The following is a 26,684-nucleotide window of genomic DNA, read 5'->3' on the forward strand; positions in this document are numbered from 1 at the left end:
CGCCGACAAAGGCGGGGGAAGATACGCCCTCTTCGCTCAAGTAACACTGCCCGTTTTGCATCGTCATTTCGATTTCAGAAAGCAGCGGTGACGTTCTTCTGCCCTTCGGCGGGGTGTATTGCCGTTTGGAACGCCGCCCTTTCAGCGAAGGCTATTAAAGACCTGCGTGAAGCACCTCGATTTTTTCCTGGAATTCCGCAATTTTTGTATCCTCTTTTACCAGAGGAAGATTTGCCTCGATGTTCAGAATACAGCCCTTCACACCGGATTCGGATAAAAAGAGTGCGCTTTTCAGGTCGGAAAGGCAGGCGGGATTGGAGTTGCCCTCGAGCCGCCTGCCGAGCTGATACACCTGCAGGCAGCGCTCGCCGTTTTTCGCGGGAACGGCGGCTGCTTGTATGGCGGCCGAGTTGATCGCCATTTTTCGAACTGCCTTTTGCTCATCGCTTTCCTTGGCAAGTGCAAAGGCCGCCTTTATCAGCAAAAATGCCTGCTCGTCTTCGTTTGCCCCGTTCATCAGTTCCTTTGCCAGTTGATCTGCCTGCTCGGCAAGCGTTTGATACTCGTCTTGCGTATAGGTAAATTCCGGTTTCTTCATGCTCAGACGCGCTACCATAGAAATCATTCCGGCAGCCATAGCGCCGGCTACCGCAGAAGCGGCACCGCCGCCCACTGTGAAATTATTGGAATCAATCACCTTTAAAATGATGCTGGTGTCCATTTCATCTTTCCTCTCTATCAGTCATTTCGTTTAAAAAAACCACCGAGGTCTTCCAGCGGCTGGCCGGTTTCACGTCAGGTTACTTTATTAAATCCATCGGAGGTTCGTTCTTGGGGTGAGAAATGCCAACGTGCCGCCAATCCGGTTGCTTGAAGCGATAAGATTAGTCAGCGATCAGCTTCCCGTTTAAAACGATTGGGTCGCCATTTTTTATGACGCTTTCCACAAGGTTTCGGCCATATTGATAAACAACATTTTCGTACGTATCCGTATCCCAAATCTGAATATCCGCTTTCTTACCTACGTCCAAAATGCCTCTGTCTGAAAGCCGAAGCACCTTCGCTCCGCCATAGGTCGCCGCGCGGACAGCCTCCGCCGGGCTGAACCCCGACTGCCGGCAGGCCAGAATCAGAATAAACGGCATAGACTCCGCCCAACAGGAGGGGCAGCAGTTCGTTGCCAGAGCAAGCGTCATACCGGCGTTCAGCATCGCTCTGATATCGGCGGGGTGAGGGTGCCTGACCGAAAATTCCGTGCCGACCAAAATAACACCCGTCACATCCGCGTCGGCCAGCTTTTGATAAACCGCTTGCGGCGTATAGTTTAAGTGATCGGCTGAGGCCATCCCCATTTCGGCGGCCAAATCAGACCCTCCGATATAAGAATAGGCGTCCGTATGGATTCTGGGAATCAGTCCAAAATCCATTCCGGCGCGCAGAATCCTTTCGGATTCCTTTGCGGTGTAATGTCCTTCATCACACCAAATATCGTTGAATCGTGCCAGCTTTTCCTCCTGAATAACGGGCATCATTTCCCGGATAATACGCTTCATATACTCTTCCTTGCTTTCGTCCTGCGGCCATCCGTGAGCGCCCAGGAAGGTGGAGTAAATATCTATAGGCAATTTTTCGTTCAGATGGCGGTTCAGGCGAAGCATTTGAAGCTCCGACTCCGTGGTAAGGCCGTAGCCGCTTTTGCTTTCAATGGTTGTCGTACCGTGGAGCATCATCCCTATCAAACGTTTTTCCGTTTGTGCGCTCAAGGCCCCTATGGGAACCTCTCGGGTCATTTCCACTGAAGCATGAATTCCCGTCTTGATCCCAAGCTGTGCCAGTGTTTCAGGGCGGTCGTCCGTTAGCTTTACAATGTATTCCTTCACGCGTGACTGCCCGAACATAATGTGAGTGTGGCAATCGACAAAGCCGGGAAGCACCGTTTTTCCTTTGGCATCGATCACCGTCAGATTCGAAAGGGAATTCGCCATTTTTTTGACATCCGCTTCCGTACCGATTCCCCAAATCATTCCATCCTGCGCCAAGAGCCAGCCGTTCTCGATCATACCAAGCTGTGCGGCTCCGTTTCCGCGCATGGTGAGCATCTGCGCCGCGTTTTTGATAAGCAGGTTTCCGTTCATAGTGGCTCTCACCTTTCTGCAAATGTGACATATGTAAGCCATGCCGAAATTCAAATCGACAGTATGCTGCGTACCATTATCCCTGCACGTGACAGTACGAAATTCACGAATTTACTTTGGTACAAGAGTACTATAAATGACCGCGCGTCGATAAAGTGTCTACGGTTAGGACGGATTGCCACGACAGAAGGGTTCTCCGCCATGCGTCGCTCAGAGAATCCGCGCTGATTTCCCGGCGGATCTACAGTCCACCGGAGTCTTTCAAAACTCCCGACGATCACAGCGTTTGCCGGTGCTGTCGGTAAACGGAGAAATGCTGCCCATTCTGCCGCCATGCTTTGGCCGGCTCCACCGTTGGGATGGTTTGATGCGAAGACGGACGGACTGCACCGACATATGAGACAATCAGCCCCGCATAAATATTGGATAAACCATTTTTGCGGGGCGATTTTTTGCTGTCATTTTCTGGGCGAAAGGGTTCAGCCGGGCACAAACAGGCCTTTTCAAGCCGCCCGACCTTCAAACCATAATAATAAGCGAGACAAAGTCTGCCGCCGAACGGATGGAAAGCTTTCTTGCGCAAATTGGGATTCCCGATCGCTTTCTGTGCGGAGGGATACCCGTGAAGTCTTTTTCAGAAGATAGCAAGCCGCTCTCCGAAAAGCCGGCGGAGCATTTCATCCGACAAAAGGACAAATAGAGGCAGAAGTTTTCGAATGCAAGCGGAATTCCATTTCTTTATAAGGGGAATTTCTGTGAAAACGAAAAGTCTTCCCCTGCCAGAAGCAGAGAAAGACTTGAGCGAGCTTTTTGAAACGGGGATGATGTATTCCAAAAGTGCGGCCGGGAGGGAGGGAATCGGCATGGCAAGAATCAGAAAAGTGCTTCAGAACGACAAAGCAGTGAAATGGAAGGTCGCCCTATACATACGGCTATCAAAAGAGGACGGAAATGATGAAAGCCTGAGTGTGGCAAATCAGCGGAAAATACTGAACGATTATCTGCAGAAAAACTGGGGCAGCGAGGAGTATACCGTTGTGGACACCTACATTGACGACGGCCTGACGGGTACGGACACCCGACGCGAAGGCTTTCTGCGGATGCGGCAGGATATTGTCGACGGCAAGGTCAACTGCGTGATCGTCAAATCCCTGGCCCGCGCGTTCCGTAATCTGGCCGACCAGCAGAAATTTCTCGAGGAGTTCCTGCCGCTTTACAAGGCGCGATTTATCAATCTGGGAACACCTTTTATCGATACCTTGGTGAATCCCAACGCGGTCAGCGGGTTTGAAGTGCCGATTCGCGGCATGTTCAACGAGCAGTTCGCCGCTGCCACATCTGAGGAGGTGCGCAAAACCTTCAACATGAAGCGCAGCCGCGGCGAATTTATCGGTTCATTTGCCCCTTACGGATACCAAAAAGACCCGGAAAACAAAAATAGGCTGGTAATCGACGAGGAAGCGGCGTCAGTTGTCAGGGACATCTTCAACTGGTATCTGTACGGCCTTCGCGTCGGCGCGCAGGGCAGCCTGAGCATCAGCGGCGTTGCGAGAGAGCTCAACGAACGCGGCATTCTCAGCCCGATCGCGTACAAGAAGCAAAAAGGACTGAAGTATCGAAACCCGAACAGCAGGTTTAAGTGCAGCGTCTGGACTTCGACTACCGTCGCCGGCATCCTCAAGAACCGAATGTATACCGGGTGCATGGTGCAGGGCAGACAGCGAGTCATCAGCTATAAGATTCATAAGCAGGTGAAAACACCGGAGAACGAATGGTTTGTCAAAGAAAACACGCACGAGCCGATTATTGATCCGGAGCTGTTTGAAGCGGTGGGGAAGAGGCTGCTTCGGGATACGCGAACTGCTCCAGGGCAGAAAGCGGTGCACCTTTTTGCGGGATTCCTGAAATGCGCAGACTGCGGCAGGGCGCTCCACCGAAAATCGAGCAAAGGCCGTGTCTATTACTATTGCCGCGTCGGCGGGCAGGCCGGGCATGTGTGCCAATCCCGTTCCATTCGGGAGGATGTGCTCACAAAGGTTGTGTTATGTACCATTCAGGCTCAGATTTCTTTGGTTGGGGATTTGCAGCAGGTGATTGACAAAATCAACCGTGCGCCGACGGCGGGGAATCCGTCAGAACGGCTGGAAACAGCCCTGAAAAGACAGGAGCAGGAACGATCCAGACTGATCGGCATTTCCGATTCCCTGTATGCCGACTGGAAAGCCGGTGACCTTACAAAAGAAGAATACCTTCGGCTGAAAGCGGACTACACGGAAAAAATCGAGCGGCTGCAAACGGCGATGGATAGAATTCAGGAGGAACTCAGACGGAGTCTTACAGGAGCAATGGCGGAAAACTCCTGCTTCACGGAGTTTCAGAGGCATCGGAATTTCATAAGGCCGAATCGTGAGATGCTGGTGGATTTCGTCGACATGATCTCCATACATCGCGACGGCTCGGTCGAAATCCGGTTTCTCTTTGCCGACCCATATCATCGTATGACCGAAGAGATCGAAAGCGGCTGCCCATCCGCGAAGGGATGAGCGCCTTATTTTTAACCCATTGGTTGTGCATAAACCGATGGTGACGTGGGTCCAGTGGGGCCGGTTGCACCCGCAGGGCCAGCCGGTCCGGTGGGGCCAGTAGAGCCGGTGATATTAGGAAAAAAGACTGCCTATAAAAATGCGGTTCATCTAAACCGCTTCGAACTGGGTGTTGATTTCTATATATTCCATAACCCGACGTAGTTTGTCAGCAAATTGAAACTTGACACTGATACTGCCATTCTCATGTACCTTGATGTGATCTACAAGTTCTATTAAAACCTCTCTTGTCAGCTTGTCGATATTTTCAAACTTCTTGAATGTCGCTAAAAAGGGATCCTCAGTATCAACATTATTTTGAAGTTGCTCCCGTTTTACGGTCAGGTTATCTAAAATTGTATTGATTACGGCAATTTGACACTCGTAATCTTCGCTCATGTGGTCGTAGTCGCTATGGGTAATTTCTCCGTCTTTCCAATCCTGGTAAATGGATTGCTTATAGCGCATAATTTTTGTGAGTTCCTTCTTTTTGGCTTCTATCAGTGCTTCTAGTCGGATGTACTGGCTTTTTTGAAGCGGCGCTGTGCGAGTATATTCTAGAGTGTTTGCGTAATCTACCGCAAGATATATCTGTTGCTGAATCGCATACAGGACAGCCGCTTCCAGTCGGTTGTGTTTTATGGAGTGTTTGGTGCAAGCTGTTTTTGACTGGTCTTTATAAGTGCGGCAGAAGTAGTACACTGTGCCTTTGACTTGACTGCGGCTCATCGCTTTGCCGCAATCAGCGCAACGTAGAAAGCCACTGAACAAATAAAGTTTCTTTTTCTGTGGAGCGGTGCGGGTATCGCGCTTTCGTAATTGCTGGACTTTCTCGAATACCGCCCGGTCTATGATTGATTCATGGGTATTTTCCACGATGTACCATTCGCTTTCAGGTACCTGCTCCTGTGTATGTATCTTGTAGCTTTTCACACGCTGGCGTCCCTGCACCATATCTCCGACGTAAAGGCGGTTTTTTAGAATATCATTCACCGTCTTAGAGCTCCACATGGGTCTCGTTTCCGCTGATGGATTTTGATAATTCAGGCCCTTGCTTTTCTTATATTCTGATGGGCACAAAATACCGTGACTGTTCAGAGTATGCACAATAGCGTTTTTACTCATTCCATCCAAAAACCATGTGTAAATATTTTTTATAACCTCGGCGGCTTCCTCGTCAACGATTAAAACGTTCTTATCCTTTGGGTTTTTCATGTAGCCATACGCTGCAAACCCGCCGATAAACTCACCGTTGCGCCGCTTATAATCAAATACCTGCCGTATCTTTTTTGAAGTCTGATAACAAAAATTGTCGTTGATCACATTGGTAATGGGCACAATCAGATTGGAAATGCTGTCAGGGTTTAAATAGCTATCGATTCCCTCTGCCAAGCTGATAAACCGTACATTCATTTGCACAAACAGATTTTCAATCAGGCTCCCTGCGTCCGTGTAGTTACGGGAAAGTCTGGAAAGGTCTTTGACAATAACGCAATTTACCTTTTTAGCATATATGTCGGATAGCAGCTTTTGAAATCCCTCACGGTTTGTATCTGTGCCGGTGTACCCATCGTCAACATAGGGCTGCTGAACGCTTTCAAACTCGTCCATGTGCTGTTGATAGTAATCATCGAGCAATGCTTTTTGATTGACAACGCTGTTGCTGTCGTCCTTTCCACGGTTTAAATCCTCTTTGGATAAGCGGATATACTCGCCAAGTTTCCAGCGGACAATTTGAGGCGAGAATGGTTTTTCCTCAAAGCCCCTATTTTTTGTTCGTGCCATGCGTCCTCCTTTCTATCATTACATCTATATTTACCATTTCGGCATAATGCGAACAATATTATCGCGGCCTGCAAACAAGTTTTACAGGCCGCTTTTCTTGCGTTTCAGAAACTCGGCAAACACAACCTGCAAAGGGCGAGCATTCTCTGAAAACTCCAGCTTTACACCCATATCGCCCACACGGAAACAATAAGGATTTTTGACCGCCGCTATAATATGTGACGCTCGTTGCTCCTGCGGTACAGTATTATCAAAGGTAAAGCCGCTAACGTCAACTAAATCCTCTTTGTTTACAGCTTCTATATCGATGTTGGCTAACTCCAAAATTGAGATACGTTTCTTCAATCACAGTCGCCCCCTCCTTTCCATGTATATGAATGGCTGGGATTGTCCCATGAAGAAATAGCAAGAAACAACACGAAGGTTGTCCTTTGCTATGCCCTCGTGGAATAATGACTTGTGGCCAAGTCCGAGGTATTCAATAAAGGCCGTTATTTTGGAAAGAAAAACGCAGAAAATTCGATGAAATGGTAAAAACAACACCTTGGGTGTTATCCCAGTCACTTCACCATACGCTTCAGGCTTAAGGCGGCACTGACAAGAGCCAGGGGTCTTCTATTGCCTCTATTCTCCGCCTGAACAGGAGTCTAAATTGTAAATCCATTTCTGAGCCGCAAAGCTGCCCACGTATCAGATCCGCCGTAGGTTCAGAATGCGCGTGGGTGAGCGCACCGTCCGTTTTACACTGTTTTTAATGATTTTTTTAAAGATATTTTTACGGGTACTCGGCTTCGGTGGCTGTCGCACCCACACCCCTCCAACATCGGGAAGACCCGGCAGATTCTATAATGCCCACGCTTTCAGGCGAATGTCAGTTTTTTCCGCCGGACAAACAAAGCTGTCCTTTTGCTGATGTATCCGACTCCTGCAGATCATAGCTGATGTGAATCCGTTGCCGGCATTTGCCATCTTTTTCGTCCTTAAGTTGCTGTCGAATTTTTTTCGCAGTTATGTTACAATATTGTATGTCCAGAAGGTCATTATTGAGGATAGGAGGGAGAGAACATACTGTTTTACAAACCGAAACACGCGGCTCCCCGTCAGATTCGTATTGACCGAATCGTCTTTGCTTTGATATTTCTTGCTGAATTTACCTATGGCGTATATTTAGGCTATTTTAAGGGTGTTCTTCTCGGAGACGCCGTAAGCCGCACTGCCAATGCGTTTTATGTGCTGTTTTGCAAACCGTATCGCTTCACCTCCATGGGCCTTGTGTGGAATCCGCTGCCCAGTGTATTACAACTTCCCTTTGTGGCGCTTGCACATTTTTGGCGGCCCATTGTCACCAAAGGAATCGGTGCGGCCGTGGTAACAGCATTCTTTGCCGCATGGCAGGGAAAAACGCTTCTGCGTACATTTGAACTGCTAAAGGTAGAACGTCTGCCTTCCCTCGTGATCACTTTGCTGTTCTGCTTCAATCCTTACATGTTTTTTTATGGAGCAAATGGAATGACAGAAATGATTGCTTCTGCCTTTGCCGTACAAGCTGTTTGTGCACTTTCCCTCTGGATGCGGACGGGGCGGGCCAGCCATCTGCTTGCTTTGGGCGTTGGCTGTGTGGGGATGTTCCTCACCCGCTATGAAGCGATTCCTTTCGCTTTGTCTCTGGGGCTTGGAATGCTCCTCCACATGCTGTTCAGTCGGAGGGAGCAGAGATATTACCCGGAAGGAAACTGGAAAGAACGATTTTTCTATGTGGAAGGAACGATGTGGGTTACCTTTCTGCCGCTCATTTACACGGTACTGGTCTGGATTTTATTTAACTGGACCATTACCGGGAATCCTTTGTATTTTTTGAACTCTGGTTACTCAATGAATGCCTATTCCGATTATTACACCGACTATGGCGGCATGGCCGGAGCAATATCCTATGTGTGGGCCAGAATCTGGCCGTTTCTGTTTGTCCTTGCCGGGCTGCTCTTGGTACGGCTGATGTCGGGAACATTCCTGAGCTCCGATACCGCTGTTATGATGACGGTAACGCTGGGACTTTCTATCTTTCAGTTTTTTATGATCGCCAGGGGCTCGTCGGGCGGCTATGTGCGGTATCTCTGCTATCCTTTGATGCTGGCCGCAGCGTGGATGCCCTATCAGTTTTCTGTGCTGAAAAAGGCGGCGCGACGGGCAGCCACGGTTATCCTCTGCGCGGTGCTGGCCTTTAACAGCGCCTATTTTGCCTGGGCGTTTGAGCATTCTTCCCTGATGAGGGAGGATACTCTGTACATGGTTCCGGCGCACACCGAGCAGATTGCGGATTATATTAATACCCACCTGCAGGATAAAAGAATTCTGATGGATTCCTATCTGACCTATTATGCCATTATGAACGTGGATGACGTGGACAATCTGGTGATTAGTTGTACACCGGAATTTGCCGAGGCGGTGGCGGACCCTGTGGGGCATAACATTGATTATGTGATTGTTCCGCAGATTGGCAGCTACGGAAATATGGATGCTCTGAATATCGCTTACCCCAACCTCTATTGGCATGGGGAGAAATGGTGTGAAGAGGTGACTTCTATAGAGGGGTATAAGATCTACAAAGTGCTGAAATGAAAGGGGAGGTGTTGGGATGGAGAAAAATCTGCATGGATTAGGCGAACGAATGGTGCGGGCCGGCCTTATCAACAAGGAACAGTTGGCTGATGCGCTTCTGTGGCAAGAGCAGGAGAACACCCTGCTGGGTGAAACTCTGGTCAATCATGGAATCATCACCGGAGAACAGCTTTTTCGTTTTATCTTCACCAGTCCCGGGGCGACGTTGGGCGAAGTTTTGATCGGCCACGGCTATATTGACCGTGAACAATTGGCCGAAGCGCTTCGCTACCAAAAAAAATATGGCGGACGATTGGGTGCGATCTGCGTTTCCCTTGGCTTCCTGACTGCCCAGCAGTTGGACTCTGCGCTGGCGCAGCGTGTTGCGCCCAAAGGCCGGCTGGGGGATGAATTGCTGCGTTTGGGCATCATTACGCAGGAACAACTGGACACCGCGCTGGAGACCCAAAAGCGCAGCGGCGGGCGTTTGGGAGAAATTCTGCTTTTTTTGGAATATGTCACGGAGGAGCAGTTATACCGTGCTCTGGCAACGCAGGGAGAAATAGGCCGGCTGGGAAGCGATGTGCGCTTGTCAGATGTGAAAGCTCTGCCTTACGGGCTTGCCAACCGGTACGCAGCCATTGTGATTCGCGAAGAAAAGCAGTATACCGTTGTTGCCGTAGAATCCAAGCTGAATGAAGCTGCCGTCAAGGACATTGAAGCTTATCTGGAAAAACCCATTGAGCAGGTTCTGATGACCAATGCGGAACGGCTGCGGTTTTGGGAGCAGGCTTATCGCCGCGAAGAGATTCTTGGAAGCGTGTTCGCCCTCTATGATGAACAGCCGGAAAACTCCGCCATTGAAACCTTTACCACCCCGCAGTTGGTTACGCTGTTAGCGCTTCTTGCTGTGTTTGTGGTGTCGCTGGCGGCAAACTGGTTTGTTACTCTGCTCGCACTGGTGATCGTTTTGCAAATTCTCTATCTTGCGATGGCAATCGCGAAATTTTGGATGGTAATCAAAGGCGCTCGCCACAATGCACAGCTGCGCTTTTCGGCGGAAGAGGTAGCCGCCGTGGATGAGACCAAGCTGCCGGTATACACTCTGCTTATTCCGGTATATAAGGAAAAAGAAGTGCTGCCTCATCTTTTGAAAAGAATCCAAAATCTCGACTACCCCAAATATAAATTAGACGTTCGAATTTTGCTGGAGGAAAATGACCCCGAAACCATTGAATTGGTTCGTGCGATGCGGCTGCCCAGCTACTTTACCCCCATCGTCGTACCGGCATCTATGCCGCAAACGAAGCCCAAGGCCTGCAACTATGGATTGCTGCAGGCAAAAGGGGAATATGTAGTCATCTACGACGCGGAGGACAGACCGGAGCCGGATCAACTGAAAAAAGCCTATTTGGCCTTTCAAAAGCTGCCGAAGGAATATGTGTGTATCCAGGCCAAGCTCAATTATTTTAACAGCCGGCAAAATTTGCTCACCAAACTGTTTACGCAGGAGTACAGCATGTGGTTTGAGCTGCTGCTGGTGGGTATTATGCAGATGGATGTTCCCATCCCGCTGGGGGGCACCTCCAATCACTTTAAAATGGACTTTTTGAGACAGGTCGGTGGTTGGGACCCTTTCAACGTGACCGAAGATGCTGATCTGGGCATCCGACTCTACAAGCATCGGTATAAAACCGCGATTCTGGATTCCCGTACTTGGGAGGAAGCCAACAGCGACGTCAATAACTGGGTTCGCCAACGCTCGCGCTGGATCAAGGGCTATATGCAGACCTTCTTCGTACATATGCGTGAGCCGGTTAAATTTTACCGCCAGATAGGATTTCGGGGAATGCTAGGGTATCTGGCCATGATTTTGGGAACTCCACTGCTTCCGCTGCTCAACCCCATCTTCTGGGGGCTGATGGTGGTCTGGCTGATCTTTCAGCCCTTTTGGGTACAGATGTTTTTCCCGGGGCCGATTTACTATATCTCAGTGATTCAGCTGATTCTTGGCAACTTTATCTTCGTCTACATGAATATCGTCGGTACGTATTATGTCATCCGCGATTGTGCGATTAAGAAGAATCAGCCTTTTTCCTACGGACTGATTCGGTCGGGATTGCTGACCCCGCTGTACTGGGTTTTGATGAGTGTCGCGGCCTACAAGGCGTTGTTCCAATTGATCGTAAAGCCTCATTATTGGGAAAAGACCCACCATGGCTTGACGGAGCATTCTGACGTTGATCATGAGCAATACATTGAACAACTGCTGATCGAAGAACAGGCCAGAAACAGGAAGGAAGAAAGTGTGTCAAGTAATTCATTGAAAAGTAAGGGGACATTGCATGAAACGAAATCGCATTAAGAGAATATCTCGTTTTCTGTCCGTATTGACAGCAGCTGTTCTTTTGTTTTCCGGAGCAAGCACAGTCTATGCCGCTCCCGAAACAGCGGCGCCTTACGCAGACGCGCAAAAGCTTTCGGCTCCTCTGTTTGACGAGCCGCAGTCCTTGAATCTGCCGCGCAACAGCACTTCGTTTTGGTTTCGAATACCAAATGGCACCAGTCTTGGCGATCAATGCAGCCTTTCCCTGGGTATGACCGCTGCGGAGACGCTGATCGATGACCGCTCCACAGTAACGCTGTTTCTGGGGAATGAGCAGATTGCTTCCGCACGCATTTTAGATATTGTGAAAAAGCAGGGGGGGATGTGGACTGTGCCCATCCCAGCAAAGAGTCTGAAGACAGACGGTTCGCTCAATGAGCTTCGGATCGTAACCGCGCAGCGCACCATTCTTGGCGATTGCGCCGATATTGATAACCCCGCTAACTGGGTGAGGCTGGAGACAACGTCCCGGCTGAATTTGGACGTTCTGCGGATGGGGGATCCGATTCTCGGTACCGCGCTGCCCTATATGTTCGACAAGGTAGATCAGGGCGATCGACTCGCCGCCGAGTTTATTCTTCCGTCCGGAGGGGATTCGGATGTCCGCTCTGCCATGCTGACTGCCGCTTCTGCCATCGGTGCGGCGTATCCGTCAAAAAGCACCGTCGGTTTTGTCGTGTCGCAGGACGGCTCCGCCACAACAGAGCAAAATCGGATTCGTATCGGGCTTGGCTCACAAAAGCCCCGGGATATGGCGGCGATACCGTCCTTAAACGGGGAGAATGGGTATCTTTCTATTGCAAGAAACAATCAGTATTGTGACTTGTCTCTTTACGGAGCGGATGCAGCGGGGTTGTCCAAAACGGCAGCCTTCTTCACTCATAGGGATTATCTCGCACAGCTTTCTGGCGGCACCGCCGTAATCTCTACCGATCTGCGTAATATCGGAACAGGGTTTGTTAAAAATGAGGACGGGTATTACAAGCTCTCTGATTTTGGCTACGATACCGCCAGTCTGGCGGGAGCATTCCATCAGGAGGTCAACTACACGCTGAAGCAGCCGCAGGGTGTTCGAAGCGGGCCGGATTCTTATCTGGAGATTCATTTCCGTCATTCAAAGGCACTTGTGGGGGATACTTCCCTGCTTACCGTCCATGTGGACGGAGCCGCGGTCGACAGTATTCAGCTTTCGGATTCCAACGCGGAGGTTGGCTCCATCAAGGTGAAAATTCCACCCTCAGCGCTGGATAAAAGTTCCTTTGATGTCAAGGTGGAGTGCTACAACTATCTGGGAAAGATAGACTGCTCGAAGGATTATTATGATGTTGCGTGGACGGTGATCGACAAAGATTCTGTCGTTTACTTTCAACCGGGGGATGCCGGAATTCCTCCCACCATTCAGCCGCTTCTAAGCTTTGGAGAACCTTCGGATGAAAGCTGGCCAACGGCGATTCTCTGTGCTCCCCCAAATACGTCTCAGACAATGATGGAAGTCGCGGCCGGGTTGGTTTGCCGAGCGGGACAAAATTCCGGTGCATACCGCTGGGAGTACGCCAATAATCTGGACTCCAAACAGAAAGAGTCTTCCGATATTTTAATCCTCGGTACCAATGACAACATTCAAATTCCGAAAGAAATCTCCGATCTTCTGAGTGTTGTTCCGCAGAAAGACGGCTTTGCGCTTTCCAAAGATCCTGTGGTTTCGGCAGAAGCGCTGCAAAATAAAATTATCATACAGGTGGTGCGTTCTCCCTGGAACTTCTATCGAAAGGTGTATGTCGTCACCTGCCCATCCGGTATGGAGGGTATTCTAAAGGAGTTCATTTCGGAACGCAAAACCTTGAATGAACTGAGCGGTACGATATCGTTGATTGATGGAAAAAAGGCAGTGACAAACGTTACGGCTGCCGACAGCACCGTTGGTAAGACGGCGGAAAATCTTCCGTTCAGCATTGATCGTTTCCTCGGTAAAATTGTCCGGGCAACGGGTATTTCCCGGGGAGGACTGCTTGCCATTTCGATTCTTCTCTTAATCATTATTCTCTTAATCATTAAGGTTTCCAGAACGCCCCGCCGCTTCGAGGAGGCAAAAAGGAAGATGGAAACGATCAACAAGGATGCCGGAAGGTCTTCGGAAGAGGCACCCGACGACGTCGAGGTTGATTTCAACAATGATGACAACGGCAGATAGTCTGCCTGAGTAGAGGAGCTGCAGTAAACCAGGCCGAAAAAAGCAGAGCCAAAGCGAGTGTAAAAGCACGCGCAATGGCTCCGTTTTTCATGTGCTTTAAGGTATGACAAACAAAAAACACGTGCCACGGAAAAGTGAAAGGTGCAACTGAAAATAGACGAGGTGTTTGTTGAAAAGATTCTATCGCAGTATGCGGCCCTGGCAGGATTTGGCGAAATCGCGACCATCTTTAGAATATAAAAAATGGGGGCTGCAGCAATTTTCATTTTGCTGCAGCCCTTATATTTTATATGGCAAAATCTTCACGAATTCCGATCGATAATACTCACCAATCCCAGTCAAAGCGTTCTATGTCTGTTTCGGTAAGCTCTGTACCGATCTGCACTTCGATCATTTGGATATCCGTAATGGCCAAAAGTGCGTGCAGACAGTCCTTCTCAATCTGTACCACATCCCCGCGGCCGACCGGCTTTCTTTGTCCGTCAATCACCAGCTCGCCCACGCCATCGATTAAGATCCATATTTCATCGCGCATAGCGTGCCGCTGATAGCTGATGGCTGCGCCGGCTTTGACAAACAGATGCTTCGTCAGACTTTTGGTGTCTGAAAGCTCGGTACTGTCAATCACGCGATATTCGCCCCAGCGGCGTTCCTCGTACATAGGACGCCGGGAGCGGGGAACATATTCCTTAAGAGAAGCGCTTTTTTCCTTGTCCGCAACCAGAATTCCTTCGGGGCTGGCTGCCACAATGAGATTGCTGGCGCCTATTGTCACAATTGGAATATCCAGCTTGTTGATGACATGAGTGTTTTGCACATCCTCGCTCATAAAAGTTTTTCCAATTTGGTTTGTAGAGAGCTCCTCCGTTAAAGAGTTCCATGTACCGAGATCTTTCCAAAGTCCATCAAAAGGGATCATAGCAACAGATTTGGCTTTTTCCACCACAGCGTAGTCAAAGCTTTCATTGGTCAACTCATGGTATCGGTGTCGGATATCCTCAAAGCTGACCGGATGAATTGCCGCTTCGGCAATCTTCATCAAGTACCCAAGCCGAAAGGCGAATACGCCGCCGTTCCACATAGCGCCGCTCGCAATCATCTCCCGTGCAACATTCGTAGCCGGCTTTTCCACAAATCGATCGATTTGGCTTACCCCGGCTGCTTGTCCGGATTTTGGAAGCATATAACCGTATTTTTCAGAAGGCTCCCATGGTTTGATTCCCATCAGCACCAAATCGGCGAAGTTGCTGCCGACAGTCTCCGCCATCTGGCGCAGAATATCAAAATACGCCGGTTCCGTATAGGTATCCACCGGCATGACCACAACTACCTCTTCTGGAGAACATTTCTTTTCAAAATATAGATAAGCAGCAGAAAGCACTATGGCGGGGAAAGTATTTCTACGCTCCGGCTCCGTGACAATTTCAATCTGATTCCCAAGTTGCCCCAGGATCGCTTGTTGCTGGGTAGCGGCGGTTGCCATCAGAATATGATTCGCTTCCAGCTTGGCATCCAAAAGCTGACGATAAACCCGCTGTACCATTGATTCCGGTCTGCCGTTCTCATCCTGCAAAAGCTTCAAAAATTGCTTCGAACGGGCGCCGGTTGACAGCGGCCAAAGCCGCATCCCCGAACCGCCGGACAACAGAATAATATTCATAACTCCACACCCCTTGGTTATTTGAGCCATTTTCCTTAACTAATTGTCAATGAACCATTTCTCTTTTTTAAATGGTTCAATCGGTCGAGCTCTTGTTCTTTTCCGTTTTCGGCCTATCGGACAAATAGTACACCTTCAATTTTGGCTCGGTTCCAAAGGAGTGGATTGCCAGCCAGAAACCATCTATGAATCGATACTTCAAAACATCTGTGGGGGATAGTTTGTCCACACTGAGAAGAAGATAATCAACCATTTTCGTGACATCCGGCATCAAACTAATATCGAGTTTTCGCAGGCCCCACATCGTTTCCACCATTAGAAAAGAAAACCAGCGCATCCATGTGAAAGTTTATATTTATTATAAAGCTCTTTTAAAATATAAGCAAGAAATTTTTCCCGCTCCTTATTTCGTAAGGGAATGGAGATTTTGGCGATGGCTCGAACTTGCCCCAATGCTATCCAGATACCGAGATACAGCCCATCTTGTCAACCCGGGTGATATCCCGTGTAATCTGATAGCTGCTATTTTAATATTCCCCTTATCCCACATAGAATAGTGGTTTTTGCAGTTTTCCTTAAATAACGGGTTCTGTAAGACCGGTTATATTCGGTATAGATGTCGTTTTCTCCATACCTCTGTTTTTGGTGCGTGCCATGTTTCCTCCTTCCAAGCAAATTGCAATAGAGTGTTCTGTTTTGCGTCATGCGAACAATGGTACCGTGGCCTGTAAACCGGCTTCACAGGGCGCTTTTCTTATGTTTTAGGAAGGCGATAAAGGTGTTCTAAAAGGCTGAGTGTCCTCCGGGCATTCCGGCTTTCTGTCCATATCTCCCACGCGAAAACAGGAAGGATTTTTAACTGCCGCTGTTATCCGGGCTGCTCTTTGCTCCTGCGGCACCGTACTATCGAATGTGAAACCCATTACGTCAAGCAAATCCTCCTTTTTAACTGTTTTCGATGTTGATGTTTGTAAGGTCTGATACCGATATGCGCTTTTGCATTCATTGTTGCCTCTTTCTTCCTATGTTTATGAGTTTTTCCGATTGTCCTATGAGAAAAACGTCAGGGAGTAGCTCGAAGGTTGTCCTCTGCCGTTTTCTGAACAAGACAGCTCAGACAGACTCAAAGTCGTTACAAAATCGCAAAAAGGAAAGAGAAGAATGACGCAGCACCCTCTGATGCAGGAAAAAAACGCATCAGAGGGTGCTGTTCTGTTGCAGGAAAATCAGCATGCCCGGCAGCCGCAGAAACAGGAGCAGAATAACAGCAGCATTGGAGAAATGCATGGGACTTTATGATGACTGTTCATTCTGGAGTGGTTAGTGTGGTGATCGATAAAAATTTCAAAAATTGTCATTGGGTCTCGTGTGGCTTTCTAGAGCCTTATATACTTCTCTAGAAAAAGACATCTCGCCACAAATGCCGTGCTGATATAAAACAAAGAGCCAGGCCCAGTATAATAGCTGTACAGTCCGCTGCACATAAAAATGCATGAATTCTATGTGAGTTTGTTATTCAAAAGAGAAAAATTCGAAAATTTTATTTGCTGAAATCGCGAAATAAGAAATTTAATGTTGTGCAAACATACAAAAACAATCATTATTTTACAGTTTACTTGATGAATCTGACCGACAGTGTTATAATAAAAAAACAGTAATATATACGTATATACAATTATACAATAGGGGGTTTAAAAATGGCCATTCCGCAAATCACTTTTGATAAAAGTGCAATTCGCCTGCAGCGGATTTACGAAAACATTCCTCCGGAAGAATACGGGAAAAAAGGGGTTCCCAGTGAAAAGGCAAATGAAATTTACGGACCATTGCTTTTTCGAGAGATGCCTGCGGAGCGTCCGCTGGCATACGCCTCTTATGTGATGTCGATTGACGGAAAAATCGCATTTGAGGATGACGAGGTCGGACCTTTGATCGCAAAGAAGAATTTACTTGACCCAACGGGGGCAGACGCGGATTTCTGGATGCTGAACCTGCTGCGCGCCAACTGTGACGGCATTATCATCGGCAGCGGTACCATGGTCAAAGAGCCGACCTATTCTGGCAGTACATATGATCCGGATCTGTTAAAGGCTCGGCGCGCGGCGGGAATGAGCGAAGCGCCCCGCACGGTGGTGGTTACCCGCAGCGGAAGAGGTATCCCATATGAAAATGAGGTTTTTCATTGCCCCGAAGTCTCGTTCCTGATCGTCACTTCACCGAGCGGGCTGAAAGCGCTTGTGGAAGAGATCCCATACCGCTACTATTTACTTCCCAAAGCAGACAGTGAGGAAAACAGGCGTGAAATTCAACGGATGATTCAGGAAAACCCGGACAAAATTGCCGTTTTGGAGACCGGCGAGGGAACAGAAACCGACGCGGCACAGATGATGGCTGTGCTTGGCGTGATGGGGATGAAGCGGGTGCTGGTGGAATCCCCCTCTTATTGCCACCTGATGATGCGTGAGGGGTTGCTGGATGAGATTTTCATTACGACCTCGTGCATCTTTGTGGGCGGCAAAGCCACGGGAATCGGCACCATGGCGGAGTCCTTTCCGTCGTTTCGTCACCCGCACTCCGAAATTCTCTCCATACACATGCACAGTCCGCATTTTATCTACACTCGCTATCGCATGCGATATGACGCAGAATAAAAACGCACACATGACTTCATAGAAAGAGGAGACGGAGTAATGGACAAGATAAGAAGAATGAAAAGGATTTTCAGGGAGGACGGAAAAACACTGGTGGTCGCAATGGACCACGGAACCTTCAACGGGGCCTCCGCCGGACTGGAGAATCCCGGGAAGACCATAGAGCAGATTGTCGCAGGCGGCGCGGATGCGGCGCTGGTCAACTTTGGCGTGGCGCGTCGGTTTGCCGCGGAGCTGTCGGGAATCGGCTATATTGCCCGTCTTGATCTGCCGCCTACCTATCTGGGGGTGGGTCACGACAGCAGAATCGCGTTCGATGCGGAATATGCGCTGCGCATGGGGGCCGATGCTGTCATGATCAATGTCGGTCAGGGGCAGGGAGTGGAAGAGCCGACTTATCCGCATCTGTCACACGCCATCCAGCAGTGCGATGAAATGGGGATGCCGGTATGCGCGGAAGCGGTTCCCGGCGGCTTCGATTCCGGCAAAGAGCTGAAAACGCTGGATCATATTGCCCGCGGCGCGCGGATCGCCTGCGAAATCGGGTGCGACTTTATGAAAATCGGCTTTGCGCCGGGTTTCGAACGTGTCGTTCAAGAAACGTTTGTCCCTCTGATCGTTCTCGGCGGAGCCAAAACGGACGATGTCAGGGAGTTCTTCGCTTCAATCCGCGAGGCGATGGACGCGGGGGCCAGCGGCGTGGCAATCGGCCGCAATATCTGGGGCGCAGGGAATACTGTGGGTATGACGCGCGCTCTGGCCGCGATTGTTCACGAGAACGCCGGCGCGGAGGAAGCGTATGAGATTCTGCAAAGTGTAAAATAAAATGCCGGCTTTGATTTCAGAAAAGAGGAAAGGAGTTCGGTTATGAAAGCAGCTATTTTTCCGGAACCGAAAAAAATTGAGTTTGTTGATGTGGAGCTTCCGCCCATTCAGGAGGATGAGGTGCTGGTTAAGGTCAGGGCGGTCGGTGTCTGCACCTTTGAACAGGGCTATTTTTATGGGAGGTCGAAGGGCTTTCCCTTTGCCGGGGGGCACGAAATCAGCGGTGTGGTGGAAAAGGTGGGTTCTGCGGTAGCGCAGAAGCTCGTGCCGGGAGATAAGGTGATCGTGCTCAGTCTGGCCCGCTGCGGGGAATGCTACTACTGCCGCCGCGGATACGACAATCAGTGTGAAAACGCAAAGGATGTGCGCAAGATTCCACAGGCGGACGGCCCCGGCGGCTTTGCGGAGCATTTTCTGGCCAAAGGCTACGAAGTGTATCGGATCGACGATGATATTCCGTTTGAAACCGCGACGCTTGGCGAACCTCTTTCCTGCGTGACGCACAGCCTGAATATGGCAAATGTGTGCCCGGGCGATTTTGCCCTGGTCTGCGGGGCGGGAACAATGGGAGCCCTGCATGTGCTCCTGGCAAAGCACCGCGGGCTGACGGTCATCGTCAGCGAACCGAGCGCGCTGCGCCGGGAGAAGGCGCTTGAGTTCGGTGCTGATTACGTGTTCGACCCCCTGACGGAAAATGTGGCCGAAGAGATTCAGAAGCTGACCGAAGGGCGGGGTGTGGAAAAGGCATTCTTTACGGCGGGGGGAAAGGCGGCCATCGAAACCGCGATTCAATCGCTTGCCATTCGCGGAACGCTCGTCATTTACGGGGGCACCAAAGCCGAGGACCTGATCACTCTGGATCCCAAGCTGTTTCATTATCGTGAAATTACCGTGACGGGAGTCACCAAACATACGAAGGAAAGTATCCGAATCGCTTCCCGTCTGCTGGCGGACCGGTCTCTTCATCTGGAAAGACTGATTACCTCGCGCTTCCCGTTTAAAAAACTGAAGGATGCGCTCTATGAAGCTCCGAAAGAGTCTTCTTACCGCGCGGTGGTGCTGATGGAAAAGGAGGAGCAGTCTTGAAAGGCTATTCGATGGGGTTTGATATTGGTACCCTCAGCTCGAAGGCTGTGCTGGTAGATCTGCGGGGGAATGTGGTGGCCCGGTATCAGCATGAGCACGGCATAGAGGTGGCAAAGCCGGGCTATCAGGAAGAATCGATGCAGCTGTGGTGGTGGGAGTTTTGCGAGGCGGCCGGACAGTTCCTGTCGGTTGTCTCCTCTCCCGAAGAAATTCTGACGATCGGCGTCACAGGGCTGATTCCGGCCCTATGCCCGGTGGATTCGCGGGGAGAGCCGGTTCATCAGGCGATCCTGCATACCGATACCCGCGCGGTCGAAGAAGTCGCTTTGTGCAACCGGGTTCTTCCCTCTCCGGTTTCTCACGGGCATCTGCTCCCCAAGCTACTCTGGTACCAAAAGCACGAGCCGCAGGCATATTCAAAAACATGGAAGGTATTTGTTCCGCACGGCTTTCTCGCTTACCACCTGACCGGTGTGCCCGCAATCGACTATGATGCGGCCTGCATGGTCGGCGGTGTGTTCGACGAAGAGGCGCTGAGCTGGAAAAGGGGAGCCCTTGAGGAATTCGGGCTTTCGCCGGAGCTGCTGCCGGAGCCGTCGCCCGCTGTGCGGGTTTTGGGTACCGTTTCCAGCACGGCTGCAGCAGAAACCGGCCTTTCCACCAAAACAAAGGTGATTGCCGGAGTAGGAGATACCTTTGCCTCCATGCTGGGCGGAGGCGCGTATAACGAAGCGCATCTGATGCTGTACCTCGGCACCTCCGCAACGGTGATTTACGCCGAAAAAAGTCCTCGCGAGTATACGGCCGTGCCTCATTACGGGCCGGGAAGGGGGCATTTTGTGGGCCGCATCCTTTCGTTTGGGGAGAGCATTTCCCACCTGAGAGAAGCGTTCCGCTATGATGATTGGGGCGAGATGGATCGGCTGATGAATCAGATCGAGCCGGGGGCGGAAGGCCTGTGGTATTTTCCGCATTACAAGCTGCAAACGGCAAATTCCTTTTTCGGCCCGGATTCCGAATTTATGCTTGGTTACCGCGGGCGGCACAGCCGGTTCCATATGTACCGTGCCATGCTGGAGGGGATCGCATTCAATGCCCGCTATAATATTTCAACGCTGTCCCTGCCGATCCGGCAGATCAATGTATTCGGCGGAGGAGCCAATTCCCCCGAGGTCTGCGGCCTGATTGCAGATGTGCTGGGAAGCGAGCTTTCAATCAATCCCAAAAGCTCCACCGCCCTCGGCATTGCGTTTCTCGCTCTGTACGGCAGCGGAGAAATCGGGGAGTATTCCGTATTGACCGATGTTTGGTTTGGCAATAACCGTGTGATCTCTCCCAATCCGGAAAATGCCCGCATTTACGATGAGCTGTATCATACCCACCGTGTGATGTACGAGCATCTGATGGATTGGGATAAGGCCCTGGCCGGACAAAAGGAGGGGAACCCTTGAACACAGTACCGTTTGACTATGAGCAGATCAGAATCCGTTCGATTTATCGGAGTGAGGATCTGGAAACCTTCCGGGAGATCCCGGTTCCGTCTCCTATTGTGGAGCAGGTGTACGGCGAGCCGCTGCGCTTTCCGCAGGCACCGGAGGAAAGGCCGTATCTGTACGCGTCGTTTGTAATGTCCGTCGACGGCAGAATGGCCTATGCCGACCAGCCGAGCGCTTTCTATGTGGCGGCAAAAAACGAACGGGGCGGGGCGGGACGCGATACGGATTTTTGGCTGCTGAACGCCCTGCGTGCAGTCGGCGACGCATCGCTCATCGGCGGCAATTCTTTAAAAACAGACCCGGATTACGCCATGTATTGTCTGGACGCCGGCATGCAGCGGGATCGCTTGTGGGCCCGGTATCCCCGTTACCCTCTGAATCTGGTCATGTCGCTCGACGCAAGGGATGTTCCACTGGACCATGCACTCCTGCGCAGCAGAGAGATCCCCGTGGTGTTCGTTACCTCCCCGCAGGGGCTGGAGTATGTTAGAGCTCATTTTGCCGGAGAAATTTCTTCGGCGGATGCTTCTCAGCCGGAGGAAGAACTCAAGCTGTGGCTGCCAAGGGGCGGGGAAACGCAGCTCCATGTGTTGGTCAGCGGGGAAAACTCCATGCCGGATACGCCGCTTGTCCTGCGCGCGCTACGCGGTTTAGGAATCCGCAGGCTTCTCGTCGAATCCCCCGGGTATGCCCATTATCTGGTTACGCAGGGGCTGATGGATGAGTTCTTCCTGAATCAGTCGGGGGTGTACATCGGCGGCGGTGACACCATGACCATCGGCAAAGCGGGAAAGGGATTTTCCTCGGAGCTCCATCCGCATATGCAGCTGTTGCAGGAGCATGTCTATAATGAGTATTTTCAATATTTCAGGTATCTCTTTCACTATCCGTCATCACTAAATTAGCCAGGAGGGAATCATCATGAACAGCAATCAACAGCAGATTTCTATCCCTTGGGTCAAAAGCGGAGATTTTGATGCAACCATCGGCGTATTCTTTGACGGCTTTACCAAAATCCTGGTTGGGGTAAGCGTACTGGTCGGCGTACTTAAAATGCCTCAAGAAATCGTTTTTGGTAAAATTGTGGTCGCTATTGGCTTCGCTGCATTTTTGATGCTTTTGTTCAGCACCCTGTATGCGCGCCATCAGGCCCGCAAAACAGGGAACCCAAACATTACGGCGTTGCCGGGCGGCATTTCGGGCGGTACGTTTTTTGTCTGGCTGAATGCCATTATTGTGCCGGTGTACTTTTCCACCGGAGACGCCATCACGGCATGGGGCGTTGGAGTGGCAGCCAGCCTGCTGTATTCCGCTTTTATGCTGATCTGCGCCTTTGCCATCAACTTTATATTGCGCTATGTGCCGAAAGAAGCGCTGATGGGTGCGCTGGTCGGCGGTTCGCTGGCGTGGCTGGTGCTGGCCTCTCTGGGACAGGGCTTTGCAACACCCTGGGTGATTGTGCCCACCCTGTTTGTGTTGTTTGTTTTTTATTTCGGCAGAGTAAACCTGAAAAGGCTTTCTCCGGCGTTTGTCGCCATCGCCCTTGGCACCATGATTGCCTGGGTCACAGGGGTAATGGGTGTGGCCGGTCTGCAGGAATCGTTTCAGACCGTAGGATTTTATGTGCCCTTCCCGCAGTTTGGCATCCTCAACGGGCAGGTGTTTGGAATTGCGCTGACTTATCTGCCTTTGGTCGTTGCTTTCGTATTTGCGGATGTGACTGCTGTCATGCAGTCCGTCGAGCAGGCTCTGCAGAGTGACGAAAATTATGAAGTGCGCACCTGCCTGCTTGGTCTGTGCGGAACGAACATACTGGGGTCCCTGTTTGGTAATCCGTTCCCCATGAATTTCTACTGGGGCCATCCCGCCTGGAAAAAAGCGCAGGCCGGCACCAGCTACCCGCTGTTTACAGGCATCATTTATTTGCTGCTTTGCGCCACCGGTTTGGTAGCGATCGCCACGGCGATCATCCCTGTGGGCGCAACGCTTGTTATGCTGATTTATGCCGGTATCTGCACCGGAGCACAATCCTTTGAAGTGATTCATAAAAAATACTATCCCGCAGTAATCGTGGGTGTCGGCATTCCGCTGTTCGAGCTGATCTGGGGCAAAATCGGCAGCGCGGTTTCCGCCGCGAAAAATGCGGCGCTTACGGCCGGATTCGCGGGTGCTTCCGATCTGAACGTGACGCTGTCTGACTATGCGAACGCTGGAATCCCCAGCGGGTTTGAATCTCTGGCACAGGGCTCCATGTGCGTTGCCTTGATTTACGTTTCAGCAATCGTTTTTATTATCGACCGCAAATGGCTGAATACCGGCGTAACATTTCTGGTCGGCGCGGGGTGCTCCTTCTTTGGACTGATGCATGCGCCCAGTGTGATGATCAATGCCGCCCCGACTTTTTCCATGCTGTATGTCGTCATGGCACTGTTCTTCTTTGTGCTGGCCTTTGCAGCGAAAAAAGCCGATCCCGACAGCAGCCTGCGCCCGGAGGCAGAGATGCACGAAGTGCCACAGGTGATGGAAAAGGAGGAAGTCCCGGTATGAAAACCCTGATTTTGTACGGATCACCCGCAAAGGACGGCCAAACAATGGCCCTTGTAAAGGAGGCGCAGTCTGTTCTGGAGGGCGACGTCAGGGTAATGGATGTTTACCGGATGAATATTGCACCCTGTAAGGACTGCAAATACTGTTTTCATAAAGCCGGCTGTTCAATTCAGGACGATATGCAGTCGGTCTATGAAGAGATTGAACGCAGCGACACGGTGATTCTGGCGACTCCGATGCATTTTGGCATTATGAGCGCGCCGCTGTTTACGCTGATTTCACGTTTGCAGAGCTATTGGTCTTCCCGCAATATTCAAAAAAACAGCCTTTCATCGCCGGATAAGGTCAAACACGGTCTTCTTCTGGTCACAACGGGCGGAGAATGGGTCAATATGCGCCTTGTGCTGGAGGGTGTTACAGACATTGCTTTTGACCATATGGGGGTTGAGGACATTGTCGGGAGTGTTTATGCCTGCAAGACAGACAGTTTCCCCGCTGCGCAGAATAAGAAAGCGCTGGCGCGTACCCGCCGGTTTTGTACCGAGTTAAACCGGCTTTGCCAATAAGCCCAAATGGTTTTTGGGAGGTAATTGCTGCCAGCAGGCGCGTTTTGCTTGGACACATTTCCCCGTTTCTTTTGCTTTCGCGCCCGCCGGCAGCAAAATGCCTAGATTAGACCCGGCAGGGTTTCTGGCTTTCAATCAAAAAAGACAGGCCCTGTTTGTGGCCTGTCTTTTGCGCTGTTATCCGTGGTATTCAATTTCCAGTTCGTACTGGTCGCTTCGGTAAATACTGCTGGTGCATTCCACTAGCACGCCGTTTTGATCGGAGGAAAGGCGCCGTGTGGAAAGGGCCGGGGTCTCTGCGGGGAGTTCCAGCATCCGGCAGATTTCTCCGTCGGGAATCAAAGCTTCCACACGGTCGACCGCCCGGGTGATAATGCAGTCATATTTGCTGCGCAGCGTCTGGTAGAGCGACTGAGTGGAAAAATCTTCTTTAAGCAGTTCACCGGCTGTGCCCAGTGCAATGTAGGTTGACTGCAGGACGATCGGCAGCCCGTTGACACGGCGCAGGCGTTTCAGATAGAATAGCTCGCGCGATACCGGAACCTTCATTTCCTGCGCAACGCTTTTCGGCGGGGTTATCATTTTCTGCTCCAGCACCTGGGAGGAAATACGAAAGCCTTTTCGCTCCATGGAGGTAAAGAGGCCAAGAATATCGCTGGATTTCCCTTCTTTTCTCAGCTTGCTGACAAAGGTTCCATGTCCCTGCGAACGGGTCAGCAGACCCTGATTGAGCAGCTCCGACAAGGCTTTGTTGACCGTGATGCGGCTGACTCCGTAAGCGGAAGCCAAAGCATCCTCCGAAGGGAGCTTGTCCCCGGCCTTGTATTCGCCCGAAACAATCTTTTCAAAAATTTTTTCGCGTATTTGTAAATAATAGGGGGATTTTTCAAACTGCGGCATCATTATTTCCACTAGCCTCCGTAAAATCGCCGGGAATAACCCCAAACGATGTATTGACGTTATGTCATTTTTATTATAGCAATGTAAAAAGGAAAAATCCAGAAAAATCATCGATGAAATCAATAACATTTTGGTTTTCATTTGCCGGTAAAAGCGCGGGACTTGAAACACTCTGCGGAAATTCCGGTAGCCGCCCGTTTTCACATAGAGAAAAACGGGAGCCGATTTGCAAAAAGGGAGGGGCAATATTGAAACAAGGGCTACAGAAGATGCAAAGGCCATTCTTGTCGGTTCTTTTCGCTCTGATCGTGGGAGCAGCCGTGATTGTACTGGTGGGAGAAAACTGTATTTCCGCTTATTCCATCCTGTTTCAGGGCGCCTTCGGCGGTCCGATGCAGCTGGGGGAGACGCTGATCAAGACAACACCTCTCATTTTTACGGCACTCAGTTATTCTTTCGCTTTTCGCTGCGGGCTGATCAACATTGGGGCGGAGGGCCAGCTTTACATCGGCGCCTTGTGCAGCACATGGGCCGGAATCCATTTTCAGGGAATGCCGGCGGCGCTCCATGTGGCGCTGGCGCTGCTGTGCGGTTTTCTGGGCGGGGCGCTGTGGGGTGGAATCGTTGGTTTTCTCAGGGTACGTTATGGTGCGAGCGAGATTATAACCACTGTGATGCTGAATTATGTCGCGGTGCTGTTTGTCAATTACTGTGCCGGCGGCCCGCTGCGCGAGCCGGGCGGCGCTTATCCCCAGTCGGCACAGGTTTATGAAAGCGTCCGTCTGATCCGTCCGTTTGAAGGCTCACGCCTGCATATCGGGCTGCTGATCGCCCTGTGTGCACTGGCTGTGTACGGAATCTTTTTTCGCTGGCTGCCGGCCGGCTACGAAATGCGGCTCGTGGGGCAGAATCAGGATGCGGCAAGATACGCGGGCATGAATGTAAAAAAAGATCTGATGGTTGCCATGCTGCTCAGCGGAGGGCTTGGCGGGCTGGCCGGCAGTATGGAAATCCTGGGCGTTCAGTTCCGCCTGATGCAGGATTTTTCATCAGGATACGGTTTTGACGGGATTGCGGTGGCGCTTTTGGGCGGCAACCATCCGGTTGGGATACTGCTGGCGGCGATTCTGTTCGGCGGGCTGCGCAGCGGCGGAAATATGCTGCAGATGATGACTCATGTTCCGCTCGCAATGATTAACGTGATCCAGGCGGCGATCATTTTGTCCATGCTGGTCAGGCTGCCCAAATATCCCGTTCTGCGGAAAAGGAGGGTATGACT

Annotated in this window: 20 protein-coding genes; 12 read left to right on the forward strand and 8 right to left on the reverse strand. The window is 50.8% G+C overall.

The features are described from left to right. Window positions 1–154: 154 nt before the first annotated feature. The 3 genes from HMPREF1141_RS09330 to HMPREF1141_RS09340 form a co-directional block, all read right to left on the reverse strand. On the reverse strand, window positions 155–721 hold the full coding sequence (locus tag HMPREF1141_RS09330) for a cyclodeaminase/cyclohydrolase family protein (RefSeq protein WP_009063683.1): 567 nt from the start codon (window positions 719–721) through the stop codon (window positions 155–157). 163 nt (window positions 722–884) lie between these two features. Further along, window positions 885–2,135 carry an imidazolonepropionase gene (hutI, locus tag HMPREF1141_RS09335; protein ID WP_009064319.1) on the reverse strand — a complete coding sequence of 417 codons (1,251 nt, stop codon included), beginning with the start codon at window positions 2,133–2,135 and terminating at the stop codon, window positions 885–887. 277 nt (window positions 2,136–2,412) lie between these two features. Then, window positions 2,413–2,718 carry a hypothetical protein gene (locus HMPREF1141_RS09340; RefSeq protein ID WP_035316864.1) on the reverse strand — a complete coding sequence of 102 codons (306 nt, stop codon included), beginning with the start codon at window positions 2,716–2,718 and terminating at the stop codon, window positions 2,413–2,415. A gap of 172 nt (window positions 2,719–2,890) precedes the next feature. Between HMPREF1141_RS09340 and HMPREF1141_RS09345 the strand changes: the two genes are divergently transcribed. Then, complete coding sequence (locus HMPREF1141_RS09345) at window positions 2,891–4,678, forward strand: recombinase family protein (RefSeq protein WP_242824582.1); 1,788 nt, start codon at window positions 2,891–2,893, stop codon at window positions 4,676–4,678. Between the two features lie 150 nt (window positions 4,679–4,828). On the opposite strand, the gene HMPREF1141_RS09350 is transcribed toward HMPREF1141_RS09345, so the two are convergent. After that, window positions 4,829–6,502, reverse strand: a complete 1,674-nt coding sequence (locus tag HMPREF1141_RS09350) for a recombinase family protein (RefSeq protein ID WP_009063921.1) — start codon at window positions 6,500–6,502, stop codon at window positions 4,829–4,831. Window positions 6,503–6,583: 81 nt separating this feature from the next. Then, complete coding sequence (locus HMPREF1141_RS09355; protein ID WP_009063941.1) at window positions 6,584–6,847, reverse strand: DUF6870 family protein; 264 nt, start codon at window positions 6,845–6,847, stop codon at window positions 6,584–6,586. A gap of 786 nt (window positions 6,848–7,633) precedes the next feature. Between HMPREF1141_RS09355 and HMPREF1141_RS09360 the strand changes: the two genes are divergently transcribed. From HMPREF1141_RS09360 to HMPREF1141_RS09370, 3 genes are read left to right on the forward strand one after another with little or no spacing between them, the layout of a single operon-like run. Continuing rightward, entirely contained in the window at window positions 7,634–9,118 is a 1,485-nt protein-coding gene (locus HMPREF1141_RS09360) for a hypothetical protein (protein WP_009063928.1), read from the forward strand. A 16-nt stretch (window positions 9,119–9,134) separates the two neighbouring features. After that, window positions 9,135–11,462 (forward strand): glycosyltransferase family 2 protein, encoded by a 2,328-nt coding sequence (locus HMPREF1141_RS09365; RefSeq protein ID WP_009064067.1) that lies wholly within the window; start codon window positions 9,135–9,137, stop codon window positions 11,460–11,462. A 43-nt stretch (window positions 11,463–11,505) separates the two neighbouring features. Next, window positions 11,506–13,674, forward strand: a complete 2,169-nt coding sequence (locus HMPREF1141_RS09370; RefSeq protein WP_009063823.1) for a cellulose biosynthesis cyclic di-GMP-binding regulatory protein BcsB — start codon at window positions 11,506–11,508, stop codon at window positions 13,672–13,674. 325 nt (window positions 13,675–13,999) lie between these two features. Here HMPREF1141_RS09370 and HMPREF1141_RS09375 read toward each other — a convergent pair whose 3' ends face one another. Beyond that, window positions 14,000–15,334, reverse strand: coding sequence for a sugar phosphate nucleotidyltransferase (locus HMPREF1141_RS09375; protein WP_009064343.1), 1,335 nt, complete (start codon window positions 15,332–15,334; stop codon window positions 14,000–14,002). Between the two features lie 761 nt (window positions 15,335–16,095). Beyond that, window positions 16,096–16,257 (reverse strand): DUF6870 family protein, encoded by a 162-nt coding sequence (locus HMPREF1141_RS17840; protein ID WP_326521163.1) that lies wholly within the window; start codon window positions 16,255–16,257, stop codon window positions 16,096–16,098. Between the two features lie 774 nt (window positions 16,258–17,031). Here HMPREF1141_RS17840 and HMPREF1141_RS09385 point away from each other — a divergent pair. The 7 genes from HMPREF1141_RS09385 to HMPREF1141_RS09415 are packed head-to-tail and all read left to right on the forward strand — an operon-like array spanning window position 17,032 to window position 24,505. Beyond that, window positions 17,032–17,985 carry a dihydrofolate reductase family protein gene (locus tag HMPREF1141_RS09385; protein ID WP_009064109.1) on the forward strand — a complete coding sequence of 318 codons (954 nt, stop codon included), beginning with the start codon at window positions 17,032–17,034 and terminating at the stop codon, window positions 17,983–17,985. 39 nt (window positions 17,986–18,024) lie between these two features. Further along, a complete protein-coding gene (locus HMPREF1141_RS09390; protein ID WP_009063926.1) occupies window positions 18,025–18,810 on the forward strand; it encodes a deoxyribose-phosphate aldolase in 786 nt (261 codons plus the stop codon). A gap of 42 nt (window positions 18,811–18,852) precedes the next feature. Further along, the gene (locus HMPREF1141_RS09395) at window positions 18,853–19,896 is read left to right on the forward strand and encodes a zinc-binding dehydrogenase (protein ID WP_009063661.1); all 1,044 of its coding nucleotides are present in this window, start codon (window positions 18,853–18,855) and stop codon (window positions 19,894–19,896) included. Next, window positions 19,893–21,347, forward strand: coding sequence for an FGGY family carbohydrate kinase (locus HMPREF1141_RS09400; RefSeq protein ID WP_009063477.1), 1,455 nt, complete (start codon window positions 19,893–19,895; stop codon window positions 21,345–21,347). Before HMPREF1141_RS09395 ends, HMPREF1141_RS09400 begins: the two co-directional genes overlap by 4 nt. Further along, window positions 21,344–22,297 (forward strand): dihydrofolate reductase family protein, encoded by a 954-nt coding sequence (locus tag HMPREF1141_RS09405; protein ID WP_009064069.1) that lies wholly within the window; start codon window positions 21,344–21,346, stop codon window positions 22,295–22,297. The genes HMPREF1141_RS09400 and HMPREF1141_RS09405 overlap by 4 nt, the downstream gene beginning before the upstream one ends. 16 nt (window positions 22,298–22,313) lie before the next feature. After that, window positions 22,314–23,939 (forward strand): hypothetical protein, encoded by a 1,626-nt coding sequence (locus tag HMPREF1141_RS09410; RefSeq protein WP_009063869.1) that lies wholly within the window; start codon window positions 22,314–22,316, stop codon window positions 23,937–23,939. Then, window positions 23,936–24,505 (forward strand): flavodoxin family protein, encoded by a 570-nt coding sequence (locus HMPREF1141_RS09415; RefSeq protein WP_009063647.1) that lies wholly within the window; start codon window positions 23,936–23,938, stop codon window positions 24,503–24,505. Before HMPREF1141_RS09410 ends, HMPREF1141_RS09415 begins: the two co-directional genes overlap by 4 nt. Before the next feature lie 177 nt (window positions 24,506–24,682). Here the strand turns inward: HMPREF1141_RS09415 and HMPREF1141_RS09420 are convergent, their stop codons facing one another. Next, complete coding sequence (locus HMPREF1141_RS09420) at window positions 24,683–25,408, reverse strand: GntR family transcriptional regulator (RefSeq protein WP_009063607.1); 726 nt, start codon at window positions 25,406–25,408, stop codon at window positions 24,683–24,685. Between the two features lie 245 nt (window positions 25,409–25,653). Here HMPREF1141_RS09420 and HMPREF1141_RS09425 point away from each other — a divergent pair, with 245 nt between their 5' ends. After that, window positions 25,654–26,682: an ABC transporter permease gene (locus tag HMPREF1141_RS09425; protein WP_196795037.1), complete on the forward strand. Its 1,029-nt coding sequence runs from the start codon at window positions 25,654–25,656 to the stop codon at window positions 26,680–26,682. Window positions 26,683–26,684 lie beyond the last annotated feature (2 nt).

Source organism: Clostridium sp. MSTE9, assembly GCF_000277625.1.
GTDB classification, from domain to species: domain Bacteria; phylum Bacillota; class Clostridia; order Oscillospirales; family Acutalibacteraceae; genus Faecalispora; species Faecalispora jeddahensis.